The organism is Hyella patelloides LEGE 07179 (assembly GCF_900659865.1).
Classification (GTDB): domain Bacteria; phylum Cyanobacteriota; class Cyanobacteriia; order Cyanobacteriales; family Xenococcaceae; genus Hyella; species Hyella patelloides.
This window is the reverse complement of the sequence record NZ_LR213777.1, coordinates 30,645-50,214: the sequence shown is the minus strand read 5'-3', so window position 1 is coordinate 50,214 and position 19,570 is coordinate 30,645. Positions and strand designations below refer to the sequence as shown.

The window sequence follows — 19,570 nt, the reverse complement described above, 5'->3', positions numbered from 1 at the left end:
TAGTCCACAGATAAACGCAGATAAACGCAGATGGAGTTGATGGTTAGTTTTAAGAGATGTCAGGATATGGTTATTGGGTATTTTTGAATGTAGTATTTGTGATAAATGGTCAACAACAATAATACTAATTTGAATTATTTGACTGAAAAAATCATCGGTTCTGCTTTTGAGGTGAGTAATGTTTTGGGTTGTGGTTTTTTGGAAAAGGTTTATGAAAGAGCTTTAGTAGAAGAATTAATTGCAGCAGGATTAAAAGTTCAGGCTCAATATCCCATCACAGTTGTTTACAAAGGAAAAACAGTAGGTAATTTTTTTGCTGATATTTTAGTAGAGCAACGCATATTAGTAGAACTCAAAGCCTTAAATTACCTAGACAATAATCATAAAGCTCAATGCTTAAACTACCTCAAAGCCAGCAAGTTAAACCTTTGCTTACTAATCAACTTTGGTAAGCCAAAAGTAGAAATTAAAAGAATCATCTACAATTCTTAAGCACAAATCATTAACCCCATCTGCGTTTATCTGTGTTCATCTGCGGATAAGTATCAAAACAACAAAAAAATAAAAGGGCGAATACTATTCACCCCTACAGAATCGATCTTAAACAGAAGTTAAAGGCTTCTCTTCCGCAACATCCACAACAGGATTATCTGCTTCAGAAGGTGGCACAACTTGCCAGAATTTGCCTACATAACTATCCCAGCGATCTAAGATATCCTGACCTTTCTTACTACCAGTTTTCTCTACATGAGTAGTAATCATCTCTTTTAGTTGCTGTTTGCCAGCTTCGGAAACAATGCGCTGAATCTTGACAATTTCGGGGTTAACTTTTTGAGCAAAAGAATCATCTTCATCGAGAAAATAACCAATACCACCAGTCATTCCTGCACCTACGTTACGCCCTACTTTTCCTAAAACAACTACTAAACCACCAGTCATGTATTCACAGCAGTGATCGCCCGCGCCTTCGATGACTGCTTTACCCAAAGAGTTACGGACTGCAAAGCGTTCACCCGCACGTCCATTAGCGTAGAGCGTACCTCCTGTTGCACCATATAAGCAGGTATTCCCCACGATCGCACTTTCCGAGGTGTTATAGGTTGCTGTAGCGGGAGGTTGAATAACAATTTCTCCGCCATGCATTCCTTTGCCGACATAATCGTTGGCTTCTCCTGTAAGAATCATTTTCACTCCAGGGTGATTAAAAGCTGCGAAACTTTGTCCTGCGTAACCTTGGAAGTTGAGAGTGATTTCTCCTTCAAAACCATCATCACCGTATAAAGATGCGATCGCACCAGATACTCTAGCACCGACAGAACGATCTGTGTTGACAATTTTAATCTCTTTACTGACTGCACTCTGGCTATTAATAGCTTCAGTGATGGCAGCATCGGCTAAGATTTCATCATCGAGGACAGCACCGTTAGTATGAATATCACCATGCTCTAACCAAGAGCGATCGCTTTTTACGTCAGGTAGATTAATCAAACAATCAAGATTCATTCCCTGAGTTTTGGTTAACTGTGCGTCTTTTCTTTGTACTAACAGATCGGCACGTCCGATAATATCTTTAAGAGAGGTATAACCCAATCTAGCCAGTAAAGAGCGTACTTCCTCGGCAACAAAGTAGAAGAAGTTAACCACGTGTTCGGGAATACCTGTGAATCTTGCTCTTAAAGCTTCTTGTTGGGTTGCTACCCCTACAGGACAAGTATTCATGTGGCAAACTCGCGCCATGCGACAACCTTCTGCGATCATGGCAATTGAGCCGAAACCGTATTCTTCTGCACCCATCAGCGCAGCCATGATAACATCCCAACCAGTTTTTAAACCACCGTCAGTCCGTAGTAAAACGCGATCTCGTAATTGGTTTTCCCTCAATACTCTGTGGACTTCGGTTAAGCCTAATTCCCAGGGTGCGCCAGCGTGTTTGATGGAGCTTAGAGGAGATGCACCAGTACCACCATCATGTCCTGAAATTTGGATGACATCGGCGTTAGCTTTAGCTACTCCTGCTGCAATTGTACCGATCCCAATTTCCGCTACCAATTTTACTGATACGCCAGCTTGAGGATTAATTTGGTGTAAATCGTAGATTAGCTGTGCCAAGTCTTCAATGGAATAGATATCGTGGTGAGGAGGAGGAGAAATTAGAGTAACGCCAGGTTTTGAACGACGCAGAGAGGCAATATACTCACTTACTTTCTTCCCTGGTAATTGTCCCCCCTCTCCTGGTTTAGCTCCTTGTGCCATTTTAATTTCTAGCTGTTTGGCATTGATTAGGTATTCAGGTGTTACCCCAAAACGCCCAGAAGCTACTTGTTTGATGGCAGAATTAGCAGTATCACTATTTCTTAAACCTTTGAGGTGGGGTAATGTAGGTGAATTTCCTGATTCATCCACGTCATTGAGAGCTTTAAAGCGGATTTTATCTTCTCCCCCTTCCCCAGAGTTGGATTTACCACCGATGCGATTCATTGCTACTGCTAGAGTTTCGTGAGCTTCCCTAGAGAGTGAGCCGAGGGACATTCCGCCAGTACAAAAGCGTTGGACAATGGTTTCTACAGATTCTACTGAATCTAAAGGTAGGGAATTGCGATCGCTATTAAAATCGAGTAAATCTCTTAATGCAGTTGCAGGACGACCTTGTAAATACTGTTTATAGAGTTCGTAATGGTCGTATTGCTTGGTTTTAACTGCTTGGTGCAATGCTTTGGACATTTCGGGGGTATTCATATGATACTCACCGCCTCGTCTGTAAGCAATAAAGCCGAAGTTTTCTAGTTTCTTATTTTGTAACTCTGGAAAGGCTCTTTGATGAATTGTAATCACTTCTTGAGCCAATTCTTCAATGGTTAAACCACCCAAGCGAGAAGTTGTTCCCACAAAGCAGAGACTTACCAAATCCATACCCAAGCCCACAGCTTCAAAGATTTGTGCGCCATGATAGGAAGCCAGTAGAGAAATGCCCATTTTAGAGAGAATTTTTAATAATCCCGCTTCTACTGCTTTGCGATAGTTTTTCTGCGCCCGAGAAAGAGAAATTTGCTCAATTTTCTCATTTGCCATCAATTTCTGAGTTTTCGGGTTACTCCACCACTGTCGTACACTTTCCCAAGCCAGATAAGGACATACCGCAGACGCACCATAACCGACTAAGCAAGCATAGTGGTGAGTGTTCCAACATTGGGCGGTATCTACCACTAAAGAAGTTTTGAGGCGTAAACCTTTGCTAATTAGATGGTGATGTACTGCACCCACCGCAGCCAAAGGAGGAATGTAGCTGTATTTTGTGCCGATTTTTTGCTGAGCGCGGTCGCTCAAAATGAGAATCTCTGCACCTTCACTAACTGCTATTGTTGCTTGCTCACACAATTGCTTAATAGCTACTTCTAAGCCTTGAGGACCTGTAGCAATTTCATAGATAGTTGATAAAGTCTTACTTTTTAGGGACGCATTTTTTACCAATTCCAACTCAGCATCATTAAGTAAGGGACTTTCTAACTTCAATAAGCGAGCATCTTCAGGCTTCACATCCAATATGTTACCCTTCGCCCCCAACTGCATCGAAAGGGACATAACCAAACTTTCTCTGAGGGGATCGATAGGGGGGTTAGTTACCTGAGCAAATCTCTGTTTGAAGTAGTTATAAAGTAAATGTGCCTTATCAGAAAGTACTGCTAAAGGAATATCATCTCCCATACAGTAAGTAGGCTCTTTCCCTTGAATTGCCATCGACTGAATGATCATTTCTACGTCTTCTGCGGTGTAACCAAAAGCAGTTTGTTGACGTAATAATTCATCAGTATCGAGTTGCACATCACCAGCATAATCTTGAGGAGTAATTGTTTGACGGTGTTGCTTTACCCATTCTCCATAGGGATTTTGTTCTGCTATACGCTGTTTAATATCCCAATTACGCAGTATTTCTTTAGTTTGTAAATCAACAACAATAGTTTGTCCAGGTCCTAGTCTACCTTTTTCTATCACTTCACTATCAGGTAGCTCTACTACACCCGTTTCCGAAGCCACAATAATATAGCCGTCTTTAGTGATAGTGTAACGAGCAGGACGTAAACCATTACGATCTAAACTTGCACCTACAGTTTTTCCATCACTGTATACAAGCAACGCTGGGCCATCCCAAGGTTCTTTTAAACCGCTATAGTATTCGTAAAAATCAGTAATTTCAGGATATTGCTCTAGATCGGGCTGATTTTTGTAAGCTTCTGGCACTAATATCATTGCTGCTTCAGGCAAGCTTCGCCCTGTTCTCACCAGCAACTCCATCGCACTATCTAAATTGTAGGAGTCACTATTCTCGACATTTACTACAGGAGTCAGGGCTTCTAACTCTTCTTCACTCCAGCCAGGAACTTTTAAATTCTGTTCCCTAGTTGACATCCAGTTAATATTACCTATCAGGGTGTTAATTTCGCCGTTATGCCCCAGCAAACGCATCGGTTGAGCAAAGGGCCATTTAGGCATGGTATTAGTACTAAAACGACGGTGGTAAACTGCGAAAGTAGTTTCGTAATTGGGATTGGTCAAATCAGTATAAAACTGTCCCAAAATCTCTGAACGCACCATTCCCTTGTACACAATAGTGCGACAAGAGAAAGAACAAATATAAAAGTCATCGGTTAACTTTTTACCTACGTGCGATCGCGCAACATACAGTCTACGGTCAAGCTCATCTCCTGTCAACCCTGCGGTAGAAGTCACCACAATCTGTTCTATATCAGGCTGGTATTCTTTAGCTTGAACTCCTAGCACCTCTGGCTTAACTGGTACTTCACGCCAACCTAAAACAGCTAAACCTTCTTTTTTTACAACCTCTTCAATAAAGCTTTTGCGCTTTACTTGCTGTGCCTCATCCTGGGGTAAAAATACCATCCCCACACCATAACTTTCTGGGCTGGGTACAGCTATACCTTGCTCTTCAAACCATGACTTGAATACTTTGTGAGGAAGTGCTGTCATTACTCCTGCACCATCCCCAGAATCGCAGTCCGCGCTACATCCTCCTCGATGTTCCATACACCCCAAACCCACAAGAGCCTGTTCAATAATCTTATGGTTTGCTCTCCCATCTTGATAAGCAATAAAGCCAACACCACAAGCATCTCTTTCTTCTACTAACCAACGTTGTCCGCCGAAAGGTTTATCTTGCAAAGTTTGATTGTGTTTGTGATTGATATTTACATTTTTTGTAGATGGTATTTTACTCATTTTTTGCTCAGTTATAAAACGTATTTAGTTGTATAAATTGGGAGGGGCTGTGTGCGAAACCTGCGTCCGCAACTTGTAAGCCCCGTAGGTTCTATAGCATTGATGTCAGTAGACTGCGAAAATTTTGTTGACTGCGATACTTCTTAAAATTTAGTATAGATACTTGATTGTATGCGATCGCTATTAACCTCAAGGGGTTTTAGAATAGTACCCTATTACTCCCTCATCTGTGTGATCTGATTTACTATAATTTTGAGCTATCTTGAGATGAGAGTGCAAATTTAGTCAGAGAAACACCACATTTTTGATTACATAGTGTGTTGCATTCAGAAGACATTCTTGCGAGCGACAAATACTTCAACTTAACTTTTATTGGACCTGGAAACTGCTTTACTCTGTAATATTTAAGAAGTTGCTAAAATACCTAATAATACTTAACTTATAATAAACAGATCGCTTGCCAAAATAAAAGCGATCGCTTTTATTTTGGAGACATAAATAATTATTATAAGTAGATGGAAATCCACATCTCAAAACGTAATAAAAACTCAAACCGATACAAAACCTTGCAGTTAAATGACCTGCTAAGAAATTCACTTTAGCTCCACTACGTAAATACCTCATACACTCACCAATGAAATGTAAACTTCCGCACAATTAACACAGTAGATTTGTAAAGATTAGATGTAAATTCAGTTAATCGAAGCTATTAATATTTTCTTTTGGAGATTTTATTGTTATCTTTGCCATAGGGAACAATCAAGTATCCGTGAGTATAACTAGACGGAAAAATTCTTATCACACCCAAAAGATTTAAAGAGTAATTTATATTCCTAAAAACCATGTCCCAATCTACCAAAACCAAGCCAAATCAAGAAAAAGAACTCAATTTACCAGAATCTCTCAATCAGCCAGGAATAGCTGCTACAGAAATTCGTCCTTGGGGTTCTTTTACGACCCTAGAAGAAGGTAATGGCTACAAAATTAAGCGTATTGAGGTTAATCCTGGTCATCGCTTGAGTCTACAAATGCACCATCATCGTAGTGAACACTGGATAGTAGTTTCTGGTACGGCTAGAGTAGTCTGTGGTGATGAAGAAAAAATTCTCAGCAGCAATCAATCCACCTATGTTCCTCAATGCACCAACCATCGCTTAGAAAACCCTGGAGTTATCAAATTAGTGCTTATAGAGGTGCAAAATGGTCAATATCTTGGAGAAGATGATATTGTTCGTTTCCAAGACGATTATTCTCGTACTAGCAAATAAATAGCTGGTCAATTAATTAATTCCAAAGCAATTTGTAGTAGCATTGGCTGAAGTGACAAAAAATTATTATCTAGTTGATATTTAATGATCGAAATCAGTCAAGCTGCTGCACAAGAAATAGCTAGAATTCAATCGACTCGTCATAAGCCTGACAGCAAACTAAGACTCAAAGTAGAGCAAGGTGGCTGTTCTGGCTTATTTTACTGTTTAGACCTAGAATCTCAAGCAAATCAACAAGACCGTTGCTTTGATAGTAATGGCATCTCCGTCGTAATTGACCCTCAATCTTATATCTATCTAGACGGCACAAAGCTAGACTATGCAGAAGACTTGATGGGTGGTGGTTTTCGTTTTCAAAATCCCAATGCTGCTAAGACCTGTGGTTGTGGAATATCTTTCTCGGAAAAAAAACACACACCAGGATGAAAATTTTGGCAAATAACCATTATATACTTGACATACTAGAGATTAATTGCATACTATTAGAATTTGTCTGCCTATCGATTAATTGACTTTCTAACAAAAGAGGATTAATTGTACTTAATATAATACATAGATTATGCCTACTATCCAGCAACTTATTCGTAGCGAACGTTCCAAATTAAAAAAGAAAACAAAATCGCCCGCTCTTAAAGAATGTCCTCAACGTCGCGGTGTTTGCACAAGAGTTTACACTACTACGCCCAAAAAACCTAATTCTGCTCTGAGGAAAGTAGCTAGGGTTCGCCTGACATCTGGCTTTGAGGTAACAGCTTATATCCCTGGAATAGGTCATAATCTACAGGAACACTCCGTAGTACTTATCCGAGGTGGTAGGGTTAAAGACTTACCTGGAGTAAGGTACCATATTGTTAGAGGAACTCTTGATACTACAGGGGTAAAAGACAGAAAACAAGGACGTTCTAAGTATGGCACCAAACGTCCCAAAAAGTAATTGGAATAATTAATGTCTTAGGTTTAATGAAAGCTTTGTTTACAGAGTTTAAAGCGTTTTTCAAAGGTGTTTAATGTGGAATTTACATCATAACTAATTCTATTATTGTAATAACCTATAGTTTTAAGAAGCAGGAAAAAAGTGTTTTTGTGACTTCTGTGACCTTAGCAACATACTCATCAATCAATAGTTACCAAAGCTATAAAATAGCTGGCTTTTTTAAGTAACTATTTCATGTGAACTAGAGAAAACAACTACATAGTTATTGTATTTCTCAGATATATTCAACTAACTTATAGCAAGAACAAATCATGTCTCGTAGATCGACAAGAAAAAAACGTACAGTTCCTCCAGATCCCGTTTATAATAGCCGTTTGGTAAACATGACTATTAGAAGAGTCATGAGATCGGGGAAAAATTCCTTAGCATCTCGTATTGTTTATGATGCATTTGCAGTTGTTGCTGAGAGAACGGGAAAAGAAGCTTTAGAAGTGTTTGAGCAAGCAATGAAAAACTTGACTCCCTTGGTAGAAGTTAAAGCCCGTCGTGTAGGTGGTGCTACTTATCAAGTACCTATGGAAGTAAAACCTTCTCGTGGGACAACTTTGGCATTAAGATGGCTGATTCAGTTTTCGCGTTCCAGAGGTGGTCGCACTATGTCAGGAAAACTAGCCAATGAGATCATGGATGCAGCCAATGAAACAGGAGCAGCTATGAAAAAACGAGAAGAAACTCATCGTATGGCTGAAGCAAACAAAGCTTTTGCTCACTACCGCTATTAAATAACTGGCTAAAATTTAATCAAGAAAAAAGCACTGGCTAAATAATGGTTAGATTTAAACTTTAGCACCAAAAAACCTCCGTGATTGGCTTGGTTTTTTTTTCGCCCAATAAGGATAAAATTGTAAGTAGTGTAACAAAAGCTTGACGAGCGACCCCGCGCCGACGACAGGTGCTCTGGGTAGCGCGAGTCGTGACAGCTTGATTTGGAGCAACACATCAGGAGGTAGATATTCGTGGTACGTAGTGTCCCGCTAGAAAGGGTACGCAATATTGGTATCGCAGCGCACATAGACGCAGGTAAAACAACAACAACCGAGCGTATTCTCTTCTATACTGGAATCGCTCATAAAATGGGTGAAGTTCATGATGGAGCAGCCGTAACTGATTGGATGCCTCAAGAAAAAGAAAGAGGTATCACAATTACAGCAGCAGCCATTAGTACCAGTTGGAGAGATCACAAAATTAACATTATTGATACTCCTGGACACGTTGACTTTACTATTGAAGTAGAACGTTCCATGAGAGTATTAGATGGTGTTATAGCTGTGTTCTGCTCTGTTGGTGGCGTGCAGCCTCAGTCAGAAACAGTGTGGCGACAAGCAGACCGCTATAACGTGCCTCGGATTGCCTTTGTCAACAAAATGGATCGTACTGGTGCTAACTTCGATCGAGTCTATGAGCAAATCAAAGAGCGTTTAAAAGCGAATGCAGTACCGATTCAAATTCCTATTGGTAGTGAAGCTAATTTCCAAGGCATTATCGACTTGGTAAGAATGCGTGCCAAAATATACAAGGATGATTTGGGCGAAGATATCGAGGATACAGAAATTCCTGCCGAATTAGAAGAAATAGCTCAAGAATATCGTGGAAAACTCATAGAAGCGATCGCCGAAGTAGATGAGCAACTTCTAGAAAAGTTCATGATGGAAGAGGATTTTTCGGAAACGGAAATTAAGCAAGCTCTACGTCAAGGCACTATAGACGGTACTATCATGCCTATGTTGTGTGGCTCTGCATTTAAAAACAAAGGTGTCCAGCTTTTGCTAGATTCAGTGGTAGATTACTTACCCGCACCCATTGATGTCCCAGCAATTCAAGGTACTTTACCCAACGGAGAAGAAGCAGTCAGAAACTCATCAGATGATGAACCTTTTTCTGCCTTGGCGTTTAAAATAGCTACCGATCAATTTGGTCGCTTAACCTTCATGAGAGTCTACTCTGGGGTTTTATCCAAAGGGAGTTATATCTACAACGCCACCAAAGATAAAAAAGAACGTATTTCTCGTTTGGTAGTTTTAAAGTCTAACGAACGCATTGAAGTAGAAGAACTCAGAGCAGGAGATTTGGGTGCTGCGGTAGGCTTAAAATTTGCCACCACAGGTGATACTCTATGTGATAAAAATAAGCCAATTATTTTGGAATCTTTATTTGTTCCAGAGCCAGTGATTTCTGTTGCGGTTGAACCCGAAACCAAGAGTGATGTCGAAAAGCTTTCTAAGGCTCTACAGGCTCTCTCTGATGAAGACCCCACGTTTCGTGTTAGCACTAATCCTGAAACCAACCAAACAGTAATTGCTGGCATGGGAGAACTTCACTTAGAAATTCTGGTGGATAGAATGCTGAGAGAGTTTAACGTAGAAGCTACAGTAGGAACACCGCAAGTTGCTTACAGAGAGACAATCCGCAAGCCGAGCGATGCTGAAGGAAAATGGATTAAGCAAAGCGGTGGTAAAGGTCAATATGGTCATGCTGTCATACAGTTAGAGCCTGGCGAGCCTGGTAGTGGCTTTGAATTCGTCTCCAAAATTGTGGGTGGAGTAATTCCTAGAGAATACATACCTGCTGTAGAGCAGGGAGTCAAAGAAGCCTGTGAAACGGGAATCATCGCAGGTTATCCTTTAATAGATGTTAAAGTATCTCTGGTGGATGGCTCTTACCATGACGTTGACTCCAACGAAATGGCATTTAAACTCGCTGGCATAATGGCAATTAGAGCAGCAGTTCAAAAAGCTTCTCCTATATTGCTAGAACCGATGATGAAAGTCGAGGTTGAAGTACCCGAAGAGTTCCTTGGTGATGTCATGGGCGATCTCAACTCTCGTCGCGGTAACATCGAAGGGATGAACTCGGGAAATGGACAATCAATAGTTGTCGCTAAAGTACCTTTAGCCACTATGTTTGGTTACGCCACAGATATTCGCTCCAAAACCCAAGGACGCGGAATCTTTTCTATGGAGTTCAGCGAATACAGTGAGATACCTCGCAATGTTGCTGAGGAAATTATCACCAAAAACGTAGGGAACGCACAAATATACTAAGGAATAAATAATTATGGCACGCGAAAAGTTTGAACGTAATAAAGAACACGCCAATATTGGCACTGTTGGTCATGTAGACCACGGTAAAACTACTTTGACCGCAGCAATTACTTTGTCCCTAGCTGCTCAAGGTAAAGCTAAAGCAAGAAACTATGAAGATATTGACGCTGCTCCTGAAGAGAAAGCACGTGGTATCACTATCAATACGGCTCACGTAGAATACGAAACTGATAATCGTCATTATGCTCACGTAGACTGTCCTGGTCACGCTGACTATGTAAAAAACATGATTACTGGTGCAGCGCAAATGGACGGTGGTATCCTAGTAGTATCTGCTGCTGATGGGCCTATGCCTCAGACTCGCGAACACATTCTACTAGCAAAACAAGTCGGTGTTCCTAGCTTGGTAGTTTTCATGAACAAACAAGACCAAGTAGATGATGAAGAACTGTTAGAACTTGTTGAATTGGAAATTCGCGAATTATTGAGTGAATATGATTTTCCAGGAGATGATATTCCCATCGTTTCTGGTTCTGCCCTAAAAGCTGTAGAAGCACTTGCGGAGAATCCCAAGATTAAACAGGGCGAAAACGAGTGGGTAGATAAAATTCTTGAGTTGATGGAAAATGTTGACTCTTACATTCCCACTCCTGAGCGTGAAGTAGATAAGCCTTTCTTGATGGCTGTAGAGGACGTATTCTCAATTACTGGTCGTGGTACTGTTGCTACTGGTCGTATTGAACGTGGTATTGTTAAAGTTGGCGAAACTATCGAAATCATTGGGATTAAAGACACTACAACTTCCACTGTAACTGGTGTTGAAATGTTCCAAAAAACATTAGACCAAGGTATGGCTGGTGATAACGTAGGTCTATTACTTCGTGGTGTAGAGAAAGAAGCTATCCAGCGCGGTATGGTTCTTGCTAAACCCAAATCTATCACTCCTCACACCGAATTTGAAGGTGAAGTTTACGTTCTTACAAAAGAAGAAGGTGGTCGTCACACTCCTTTCTTTAAGAACTATCGCCCTCAGTTCTATGTACGTACTACTGATGTAACTGGTACCATCACTGACTACACTGCTGATGATGGTAGTGCAGTAGAAATGGTCATGCCTGGCGATCGCATCAAAATGACAGTGCAACTAATTAACCCCATCGCAATTGAAGACGGAATGCGTTTTGCAATTCGTGAAGGTGGTCGTACCATTGGTGCGGGTGTAGTCTCCAAGATTATTAAGTAGCCCTGGGGATGAACTAAAACAAGGCAGATTGAGATAAAAAGCTGATATAAACCTTTAGCTTTTCAGTCTGCCTTAAAATTTGTCTCAAAAAAGACCGATCTTATATTTAATTTTTCTGTACCTTGACAATTAAACATCATGGCAACTATTCAAGAACAAAAAATCCGCATTCGTCTCAAAGCTTTTGACCGCCGTTTACTCGATACATCTTGTGAGAAAATAGTCGATACCGCAGGTCGTACCAATGCTACTCCTGTTGGCCCTATTCCTTTACCCACCAAGCGTAAAATTTATTGTGTTTTGCGTTCTCCTCATGTAGATAAAGATTCTCGCGAGCATTTTGAAACTCGTACTCATCGTCGCATTATTGATATTTATCAGCCTTCCTCTAAAACTATTGATGCATTAATGAAACTAGATTTACCTGCTGGGGTAGATATTGAAGTTAAATTATAAAAATTAATAATGAATCAACCTTTAGTGATTGGTTAAAAGTAGTTTTTTATCATGACACAGAAGTCCTTAATTTTATTTTTTAAGGGCTTTTTTAGTAATTAACTTTGGTTTGGGTAACAGTAAATAGCCGATTCTTTCTTTCCTAAAAATTTTATTACTTATTATTGAATAAAGTAATCACTAACAATACTCCTAACAAGGATATAGCAGAAGCGATCGCAAATGCTCCAGCGTAACCCAGAGATTCGGCAATAAAACCACTATAGCTACCAGCCAGTAAACTACCGATAAAAATGATGGTAACTTGAAGGGTATAGTCAAATCCTGAATTTCCTGGTCTGCTATTATCCATAGAAATTGCAAACATCGGAACACAAGACATACTGTAAGTGAAATGTAGGCTACAGGATACGATATAGAGAAGCGGTAAACTGGTAAATCCTAGAGTGGGGAGTATCCAAAAAGCGATCGCAATTGCCATCAAAATACCAAATACAATTAAACCTCTTTTTCTGCCCAAAGGTTTAAGTAAAAATCCCCCTAAAATAGAGCCAACAAAACCTCCACTAAAAGAGACAATGCCATTCATTACACCAATTTCTGTCATAGACATTCCTAAATCTACCAGTAAGGGACGAGACATGGTGCTAGTAATGGTAACGCCCATCATATAAACAAGTAGAATTATTATCCATCCCATCATTCCAGATTGCTTAAAAAAGCCTCCTAGGGTAGAAAAATTAATTTTATAATCTGTTTTGGGGATGCTAAGGTTTTCTCGATGAAACAGGACTGGAAAAATCAACAAGAAAACTACCAACGCCATAACTAACAAGCTTTTAGTCCAGCCCCAAGTATCTAACAAGATGAGAATTACACCACCGCCTAAAATTGAACCTAAATAACCACCAGCACCTTGAATACTATTGCCTAACCCTCTTTCTGAAGGTTTGAGTATTTCAATCGCCAAAGCATCGGTAGCGATGTCTTGAGTTGCAGCAAAGGTAATGGCAATTAGCATTCCTGCAAGTAAAAGTATAAAATTTGTTTCTAGATCGAGAAAAGCACAAACTATAATTGCTATTCCCATTAGGCTTTGCATCAGGACAATCCAAAACTTATAATGTCCCCACTTCGTCCAGCCATAGCGGTCTATCAACGGCGACCAGAGGACTTTGAATGTCCAGGGTAAACTAAGTAAACTGGTTAAGCCAATCAATTCTAAAGAAATGCCCTGTTGTCGCAAAAATATGGGTAAAGTTTGTCCAAAGAAAGCTATGGGTAAAAATTGAGCAACATATAAGCTAGCGAGTAATCCCCATTTATTCATAATCAGAATTTTGATTTCACCTGAACGCCAAAAGTACGACTTTCGTTAGAGTTTTTTTACCACCAGTTCAATGAATAAGTTATTCACCTGCTCCAATTGATATTGCTGAACCTTTAGAGAAATTTCGTAGCTGTATCAATGCTAAATTTGACAAATAAGAATTTATCATTTGAAAATCGGGAAATCAAAAGACTGATTGTCGTACTTTGATTTTTCTTGATAATTTTGAATTAAAATTTACTCCTCACTTGAAAACCTACTGTAGCAGGCGCGCCAAAACTAGCAATGTCTCCTAAAGCACCAAAATTAAATGCAGTTGCCAGATACTCCACATCAAAAATATTATTGGCAAAAAAGTAAATGCCATAATTATCTCGTTCGTAGCCAAGACGAGCATTTACCAAGACAAAAGGTTCTTGTTCAAAGTCATTGGCATTATCAAAAACCGTCGTACCAAATCCCTGTAATTCTAGTCTAGTGAAAATACCAGGATTAGCACGATACTGTAGGGCTAAGTTATAAGTATAGTCTGGGGAATAAGGCAGACGATTACCATCAATTTGTTCATTGCGGAAAGGGTTTTCAAATTCATCGAAAGTAGCATCCACATAACCGAAACCAGCAATTACATCAAATCCATCAAAAGGAGTTGCTCTCAACTCTACTTCAAAACCAGTAATATCAGCATCAGCATTGCCAATTTGACGAGAAAACCCAGAATCATCAGAGACGAGTAACTGAAAATCTTCAACAGGACTATAAAAAGCAGCTAAATTGAGATTTATGCGATCGCTAAACCAAGAAGACTTTAAACCGATTTCGTAGTTAGTAGAAGTTTCCGTATCGTACCTCAATACCTCTTCTACCGTTGCTTGATAATTTACCCCTGCGGGATTATAACCTCTGGCGATCGAGCCATAAACCATTAAGTTAGGATTAAAATCATATTGGGCAGTGAAACGAGGTAACAAAATCTCATCATCTTGTTCTACATCTTCAAAACTTAGGTTAGTAGCAGTTCCTAGAAATTCGTTAGCATCCCTCTTATCTAAGATCGAATCAAAAAGTTCGTAACGCAATCCTACAGTTAAGGTTAAAGCATCGACTGGTTTGTAACTAGCCTGACCAAAAAGTGCAAAAGTATCTTCATCAATTTCTGCTTCGGTAAAATCCCCACTAGAGGAGGTAATAAAACGAAATTCATCCACATTAAAATCTCTAGATTCGTAGTATCCACCAAAAATCCACTCAAACCTTTCACTTTCTTCAGGAGATTGTAAGCGAATCTCTTGGCTAAGCACTGTTGAATTTACATCTACAGCAAAAACGGCTGCTATAGCTGAAATACCGCCATCAGAGTCATACTCAAAATTACTATCGGAAAAACGTCTTGCAGTAATTGAAGTCAAACGAAAGGCGGAATGTTCGTAATCGACTCTAATTGATTGAGTATCGTTATTAAGATCGTTAAAACCTTGAAAGTCTTGCTCTGTTTCAAAAGGATCGTCTGATTGTAAAATAACAAAAGGTTGCGCTCCATCATCATAACCATCTACAGAAGCGTTAAAAGCAATACTTAAATTATCCGTAGGAGTCCAAAGTAATTTACCTCTGGTAGTAAATCCTGACTGAGAATCAATATCTGTATCGAGAAAAGTGTTTTCGGTATAACCATCTCTGTTTTCATAGCTCCCTGAAAGGGAAAAAGCTAGTTTATCTTCGACGATAGGACTACTTAATCTAGCTTGTACGTCGAAATTATCGAAATTACCATAGCCAATATTTCCATTAAATTCAAATTCGTCGCTTGGTGGTTTGGTAATAACATTAACTACCCCTGCTCTGGCGTTTTTACCGTATAAAGTAGATTGAGGACCCCGTAATGTTTCTACTCGCTCGATATCAAATACTTCTACTCCCAAAAAGTTAACGTAATCATAAGGAACATCATCTATGTAAAAAGCTACGGGGTCGCGGGCGAAAAAGTTAAAATTGCTCGAACCTCGAATACTGTAATTAACAAAGTTTCGACTGGGAGTATAGGTAGTAAAATTGGGGGTGTTTTCGGCAACGTCTCTAAAAGAGGTAATATCTCCGTCTTCTGCTTCCTGTTCAGTAATAGCGGTAACACTGATAGGAACATCCTGTAAGTTTTCTGGCTTTTTTTCTGCCGTGACAATAATATCAATTACTTGGTCTGCTGGGGTTACAGTATCTGCTACGGTTGCAGGTGGTGTCGCGTTGATAGTTAGACCTTGAGAAGTTTGTCTTATTTCTCCTGTAGGTGTTGCTGTAATGCCTGTTATAATGACCCGAACCGTACTGATATCCAGATTCGTGGCTGTAATTGAAGCAATGCCATCAACAGGATTTTCTTGGACGAATTCTTTTTCTGGTAACTCTAATTGAGCATTAGGAATGTCGATAATCAGGCTATTGTCTGTTGTGGAAGTAATACTTTGAGGTATCGCACCATCGGAGGTGTTTAAGATAATTTCGATTCCTTCTGTTATCGATCTGACTTCGATTTGATTGATAACAAGAGAATTATTATTTAACTGTGGTAATTGCGATCGCTGATATGGTAAGCTTTCCCTTTCTCGCCATTCTCTCACCGTAGTTGCAGGGAATTCATCGGATAATGTTTTGTTTTCTACGGCGCAGGCTTTGCTACCAACATTTGTGAACAACGATGAAACCAAGAGGCTACAAATAATTCCAGTTTGTAATTGTTGCTTCACTATCAGCTTGTTATTTTTCAGGTTAAATAATTGACCACATACAATCGGCTCAAGAGCTTATTGCGTCGTTTTCCAATCAATATAGAAACCTATCATTAACAAATTTGAGAATCAAAAGACACACTGTCGTATTTGTATCAGTGAGAGCAGTTTTTTATTCTTAGCGTAGTTGAAAAATCTGAATCAGCTACCGTAAAGCTAATATTAATTCTGACTGTAAGGATGAGGGATGAAAAGTAGTACTAAGTAATTTGTGGTTTCTATTGGGAATTACTAGAACTTAATTTCGATTCCAAGATGAGTGGCTGATTATTCAATTGGATAATGGTGACAAAGATAATAAATCAAAAAAGAAGACTAAGAAACTTACTTTCTTGTCTCCTCTCAATTGTTTAACTTAGCACCTATTTCAAGTTCTCAAATTTGAGAATCAACTACTTTGTGTATTGCTTCGACAATTTGTTGAGGCTGCACAATAGTTAAAGCTTCTAATTTTCCGTTGTAAGGAGTGGGAATATCTTGAGAAGATAAACGCACTACAGGAGCATCCAATTCATCAAATAGCTGTTCGCTAACTAAAGCCACTAATTCTGCCCCAATACCGCCTGTTTTCATACATTCTTCCACAATAATTACACGGTGAGTTTTCTTTACCGACTCTCTAATAGTTTCCATATCAAAGGGTTTTAAAGAAATCAGATCGATAATTTCTGGATCGTAGCCTTGTTTTTCGAGATTTTTTGCTGCTTGAGTGCAATGGTGACGCATCCGAGAATAGGTCAAAACAGTGACATCTTTTCCTTTGCGGACTACTTCAGCTTTATCTAGGGGTAAGATGTATTCCTCTTCTGGTAAATCGTCTTTTAAGTTGTAGAGTAAGACGTGTTCAAAAAAGAGTACGGGATTTTCATCTCTAATTGCTGCTTTTAAAAGACCTTTGGCATTATAAGCTGTGGAGCAAGCCACAATTTTTAGCCCAGGTACAGCATGAAAATAAGCTTCTAATCTTTGAGAGTGTTCTGCGCCCAACTGTCTACCAACACCACCAGGTCCTCGAATAACCATCGGGATTTTAAAGTTTCCGCCAGAGGTGTAACGTAACATTCCTGCATTATTGGCGATTTGATTAAAAGCAAGCAGTAAAAAGCCCATATTCATCCCTTCTATGATTGGGCGTAAACCTGTCATAGCTGCTCCTACTGCCAAGCCACTAAAACTATTTTCCGCGATAGGAGTATCTAAAACTCTAAATTCACCATATTTTTCGTATAAGCCTTTAGTAACTTTATAAGAGCCACCATAATGTCCGACATCTTCTCCCAAGACGAATACGGTGTTATCTCTTGCCATCTCTTCGTCTGTGGCTTCCCGCAGAGCGTTAAACATTAAAGTTTCTGCCATAATTTTTTATCCATGACTGCCAATAGATAATACTATCATTTAAGATTGGTTTGAGATGATGCTGTGAGCGGAAAAAATGCTAATTTCCTCACGGAGTTTTAATTAAGTTATCATATTTTGCGATCGCTTTAAGGAAATGAAAATAATTAATTTATTGGGGACATTTTGGGAACAAGCAGCGTCAGCAAATATAAGTAAATGGTGAAATCGCTTTCTTAAACTAACTGAATTTTGGGAGTGGTGCAACCGAGAAATTAAAGAGATAGGTAATCTCAGGTGAAAATCCCCTTATTTCATGTAACTGAAAATATAACTATTCGTAATTTCGTCAAATTCCTGATAAAATTGCTGCTTCCCTAATCCAACTGGGAATTCACAAGGCGAGATCGCATTACTATTCCTCTATCAAACTGTCCTCGAATGAGATTTTTATCGTGATTTTTAACAAGCCAATTCAGTTAGCTTCAAAGCTATGGATAAGATGGGATAAGCCCATCCTTTGGATATTGATCGCTGAGATGGCTGAAAAAGCAATTTTTAGCCTTCCTTACGTATTTGCATGTTTGTTATTACTTAAAGGTCATAACCCTGGGATTGACTTGATGCTACGTTACAATGAGGTTCAGCTTTGGTTTTCTGGAGGAAACGTATACAGTTATAGTCAGTTACCAAAGGGGGGAGTCTATCCACCTGCTAGCCATGTAATTCTGTGGCCTTTTTTAACCTATTCATCGTGGGTATTTGTTCGCTGCTTGTGGGTAATTACTAGCCTGGCTGGGCTAGTTGGTTTAGTATATCTGCTAGTAGGAGCTAGTAAAGCATACGATTTTAAAGAAAAGGCATTTGTGGGATTGATGATTTTAGCCACCAATGCTACCCACATTAATATTCTTAAAGGTCAGCTTACTATCCACACTTTAGCCTTCTTAGTTTCGGGATTAGTGCTTATTGGTGAATACTCACAAAAGCAACAAAATAGATGGCAATTGAGCCTCCTAGCAGGTTTTCTAATTGCAGTTGCACTGGTCAAGCCAACAATAACTGTCCCATTTTTGTTAATTCCGATGTTTGTTCCTCAAGGTCGGTTGATAGCTATTATTACTGTTATTATTTATACTTTATTGGCTTTGTTGGCGACAGCTTTTCAAGACTCCAATATTGTGATGCTTCATTTAGAATGGTTAGAACGTGGAACAATCGGAGCTGTATTAGGCTCGAAAGACAGTGCAGGTATGATGGGCGGATATGGTGATATTCATAGTTTTTTGGATTCGGTAGGAATGTCGGAATTCAACTTCGAGTCTTCAATTCTAATCTTGGCGATTTTTGCTGTCTGGTTGTATTTTCATCGTTTTGTTGATTTGTGGCTCTTGATTGGAATTGCTTCATTAGTATCTAGATTTTGGGCATACCATAGAATGTACGATGACATACTGATTATATTGCCAATGGTGACGTTATTTCGCCTTACTAAACAAACTACTCTAGATCGAACATCTAGGACTCTGAGTGGCATCTTATTAGGAATCGCAACTTTTTCAATTTTATTTTTTGATAGATTGCTCTTCCTAAATTCTCCTGGGATAGCTTTATTTGTAAGTGGACAAGTAACAATTTGGATACTGATGTTAGGATTTCTGGTTTTTCAAGCTTTTGTACAAAGAAACAAGATAATTCAGTTATGAATTATTATTGTCAGGTTAAGGGAACAGAAAAAGCAAGAGTTAGAATTATCCAGGATAAATAGCTCTCTTACCCTTAATTAGACACATTAACTCTAGTAATCTTTTTCCAGATTTTTATTCCTTCTTCCATAATTTCTTTAGTCATATAAGCTAATAATTGATACAGATTTAAAGATAAG

The 19,570-nt window shown here is 39.2% G+C and carries 13 protein-coding genes; 9 read left to right on the top strand and 4 right to left on the bottom strand.

The annotated features are described in order from the left end of the window. Positions 1-105 precede the first annotated feature (105 nt). Positions 106-492, top strand: coding sequence for a GxxExxY protein (locus H1P_RS03450; protein WP_144864174.1), 387 nt, complete (start codon positions 106-108; stop codon positions 490-492). 108 nt (positions 493-600) lie between these two features. Here H1P_RS03450 and gltB read toward each other — a convergent pair whose 3' ends face one another. After that, entirely contained in the window at positions 601-5,232 is a 4,632-nt protein-coding gene (gene gltB, locus H1P_RS03445; RefSeq protein WP_144864171.1) for a glutamate synthase large subunit, read from the bottom strand. A gap of 842 nt (positions 5,233-6,074) precedes the next feature. Here gltB and H1P_RS03440 point away from each other — a divergent pair. From H1P_RS03440 to rpsJ, 7 genes are all read left to right on the top strand, one after another. Beyond that, the gene (locus H1P_RS03440) at positions 6,075-6,500 is read left to right on the top strand and encodes a cupin domain-containing protein (protein ID WP_144864169.1); all 426 of its coding nucleotides are present in this window, start codon (positions 6,075-6,077) and stop codon (positions 6,498-6,500) included. 84 nt (positions 6,501-6,584) lie between these two features. Further along, positions 6,585-6,926 carry a HesB/IscA family protein gene (locus H1P_RS03435; RefSeq protein ID WP_144864167.1) on the top strand — a complete coding sequence of 114 codons (342 nt, stop codon included), beginning with the start codon at positions 6,585-6,587 and terminating at the stop codon, positions 6,924-6,926. A gap of 133 nt (positions 6,927-7,059) precedes the next feature. Beyond that, positions 7,060-7,434: a 30S ribosomal protein S12 gene (gene rpsL, locus H1P_RS03430; RefSeq protein WP_144864165.1), complete on the top strand. Its 375-nt coding sequence runs from the start codon at positions 7,060-7,062 to the stop codon at positions 7,432-7,434. 311 nt (positions 7,435-7,745) lie between these two features. Then, entirely contained in the window at positions 7,746-8,216 is a 471-nt protein-coding gene (gene rpsG, locus H1P_RS03425; RefSeq protein ID WP_144864163.1) for a 30S ribosomal protein S7, read from the top strand. Between the two features lie 234 nt (positions 8,217-8,450). Beyond that, on the top strand, positions 8,451-10,535 hold the full coding sequence (gene fusA / locus H1P_RS03420) for an elongation factor G (RefSeq protein ID WP_144864161.1): 2,085 nt from the start codon (positions 8,451-8,453) through the stop codon (positions 10,533-10,535). A 13-nt stretch (positions 10,536-10,548) separates the two neighbouring features. Continuing rightward, the gene (gene tuf / locus H1P_RS03415; protein ID WP_144864159.1) at positions 10,549-11,778 is read left to right on the top strand and encodes an elongation factor Tu; all 1,230 of its coding nucleotides are present in this window, start codon (positions 10,549-10,551) and stop codon (positions 11,776-11,778) included. A 138-nt stretch (positions 11,779-11,916) separates the two neighbouring features. Beyond that, on the top strand, positions 11,917-12,234 hold the full coding sequence (gene rpsJ, locus H1P_RS03410) for a 30S ribosomal protein S10 (protein WP_144864157.1): 318 nt from the start codon (positions 11,917-11,919) through the stop codon (positions 12,232-12,234). Positions 12,235-12,388: 154 nt separating this feature from the next. Here the strand turns inward: rpsJ and H1P_RS03405 are convergent, their stop codons facing one another. The 3 genes from H1P_RS03405 to H1P_RS03395 all read right to left on the bottom strand — a co-directional run bounded on the left by H1P_RS03405 (position 12,389) and on the right by H1P_RS03395 (position 17,706). Then, on the bottom strand, positions 12,389-13,564 hold the full coding sequence (locus H1P_RS03405) for an MFS transporter (RefSeq protein WP_144864155.1): 1,176 nt from the start codon (positions 13,562-13,564) through the stop codon (positions 12,389-12,391). Positions 13,565-13,794: 230 nt separating this feature from the next. After that, a complete protein-coding gene (locus tag H1P_RS03400; RefSeq protein WP_144864153.1) occupies positions 13,795-16,305 on the bottom strand; it encodes a TonB-dependent receptor domain-containing protein in 2,511 nt (836 codons plus the stop codon). A 417-nt stretch (positions 16,306-16,722) separates the two neighbouring features. Continuing rightward, positions 16,723-17,706, bottom strand: a complete 984-nt coding sequence (locus tag H1P_RS03395; RefSeq protein WP_144864151.1) for an alpha-ketoacid dehydrogenase subunit beta — start codon at positions 17,704-17,706, stop codon at positions 16,723-16,725. A 518-nt stretch (positions 17,707-18,224) separates the two neighbouring features. Here H1P_RS03395 and H1P_RS03390 point away from each other — a divergent pair. Further along, positions 18,225-19,391: a glycosyltransferase family 87 protein gene (locus H1P_RS03390; protein WP_144864149.1), complete on the top strand. Its 1,167-nt coding sequence runs from the start codon at positions 18,225-18,227 to the stop codon at positions 19,389-19,391. Positions 19,392-19,570 lie beyond the last annotated feature (179 nt).

Coding starts and splice junctions, on each gene's coding strand:
- H1P_RS03395 (WP_144864151.1), bottom strand. CDS start 17,706: ATGGCAGAAACTTTAATGTTTAACGCTCTGCGGGAAGCCACAGACGAA.
- H1P_RS03390 (WP_144864149.1), top strand. CDS start 18,225: ATGGCTGAAAAAGCAATTTTTAGCCTTCCTTACGTATTTGCATGTTTG.
- H1P_RS03440 (WP_144864169.1), top strand. CDS start 6,075: ATGTCCCAATCTACCAAAACCAAGCCAAATCAAGAAAAAGAACTCAAT.
- rpsL (WP_144864165.1), top strand. CDS start 7,060: ATGCCTACTATCCAGCAACTTATTCGTAGCGAACGTTCCAAATTAAAA.
- rpsJ (WP_144864157.1), top strand. CDS start 11,917: ATGGCAACTATTCAAGAACAAAAAATCCGCATTCGTCTCAAAGCTTTT.
- tuf (WP_144864159.1), top strand. CDS start 10,549: ATGGCACGCGAAAAGTTTGAACGTAATAAAGAACACGCCAATATTGGC.
- rpsG (WP_144864163.1), top strand. CDS start 7,746: ATGTCTCGTAGATCGACAAGAAAAAAACGTACAGTTCCTCCAGATCCC.
- H1P_RS03435 (WP_144864167.1), top strand. CDS start 6,585: ATGATCGAAATCAGTCAAGCTGCTGCACAAGAAATAGCTAGAATTCAA.
- gltB (WP_144864171.1), bottom strand. CDS start 5,232: ATGAGTAAAATACCATCTACAAAAAATGTAAATATCAATCACAAACAC.
- H1P_RS03405 (WP_144864155.1), bottom strand. CDS start 13,564: ATGAATAAATGGGGATTACTCGCTAGCTTATATGTTGCTCAATTTTTA.
- H1P_RS03450 (WP_144864174.1), top strand. CDS start 106: ATGGTCAACAACAATAATACTAATTTGAATTATTTGACTGAAAAAATC.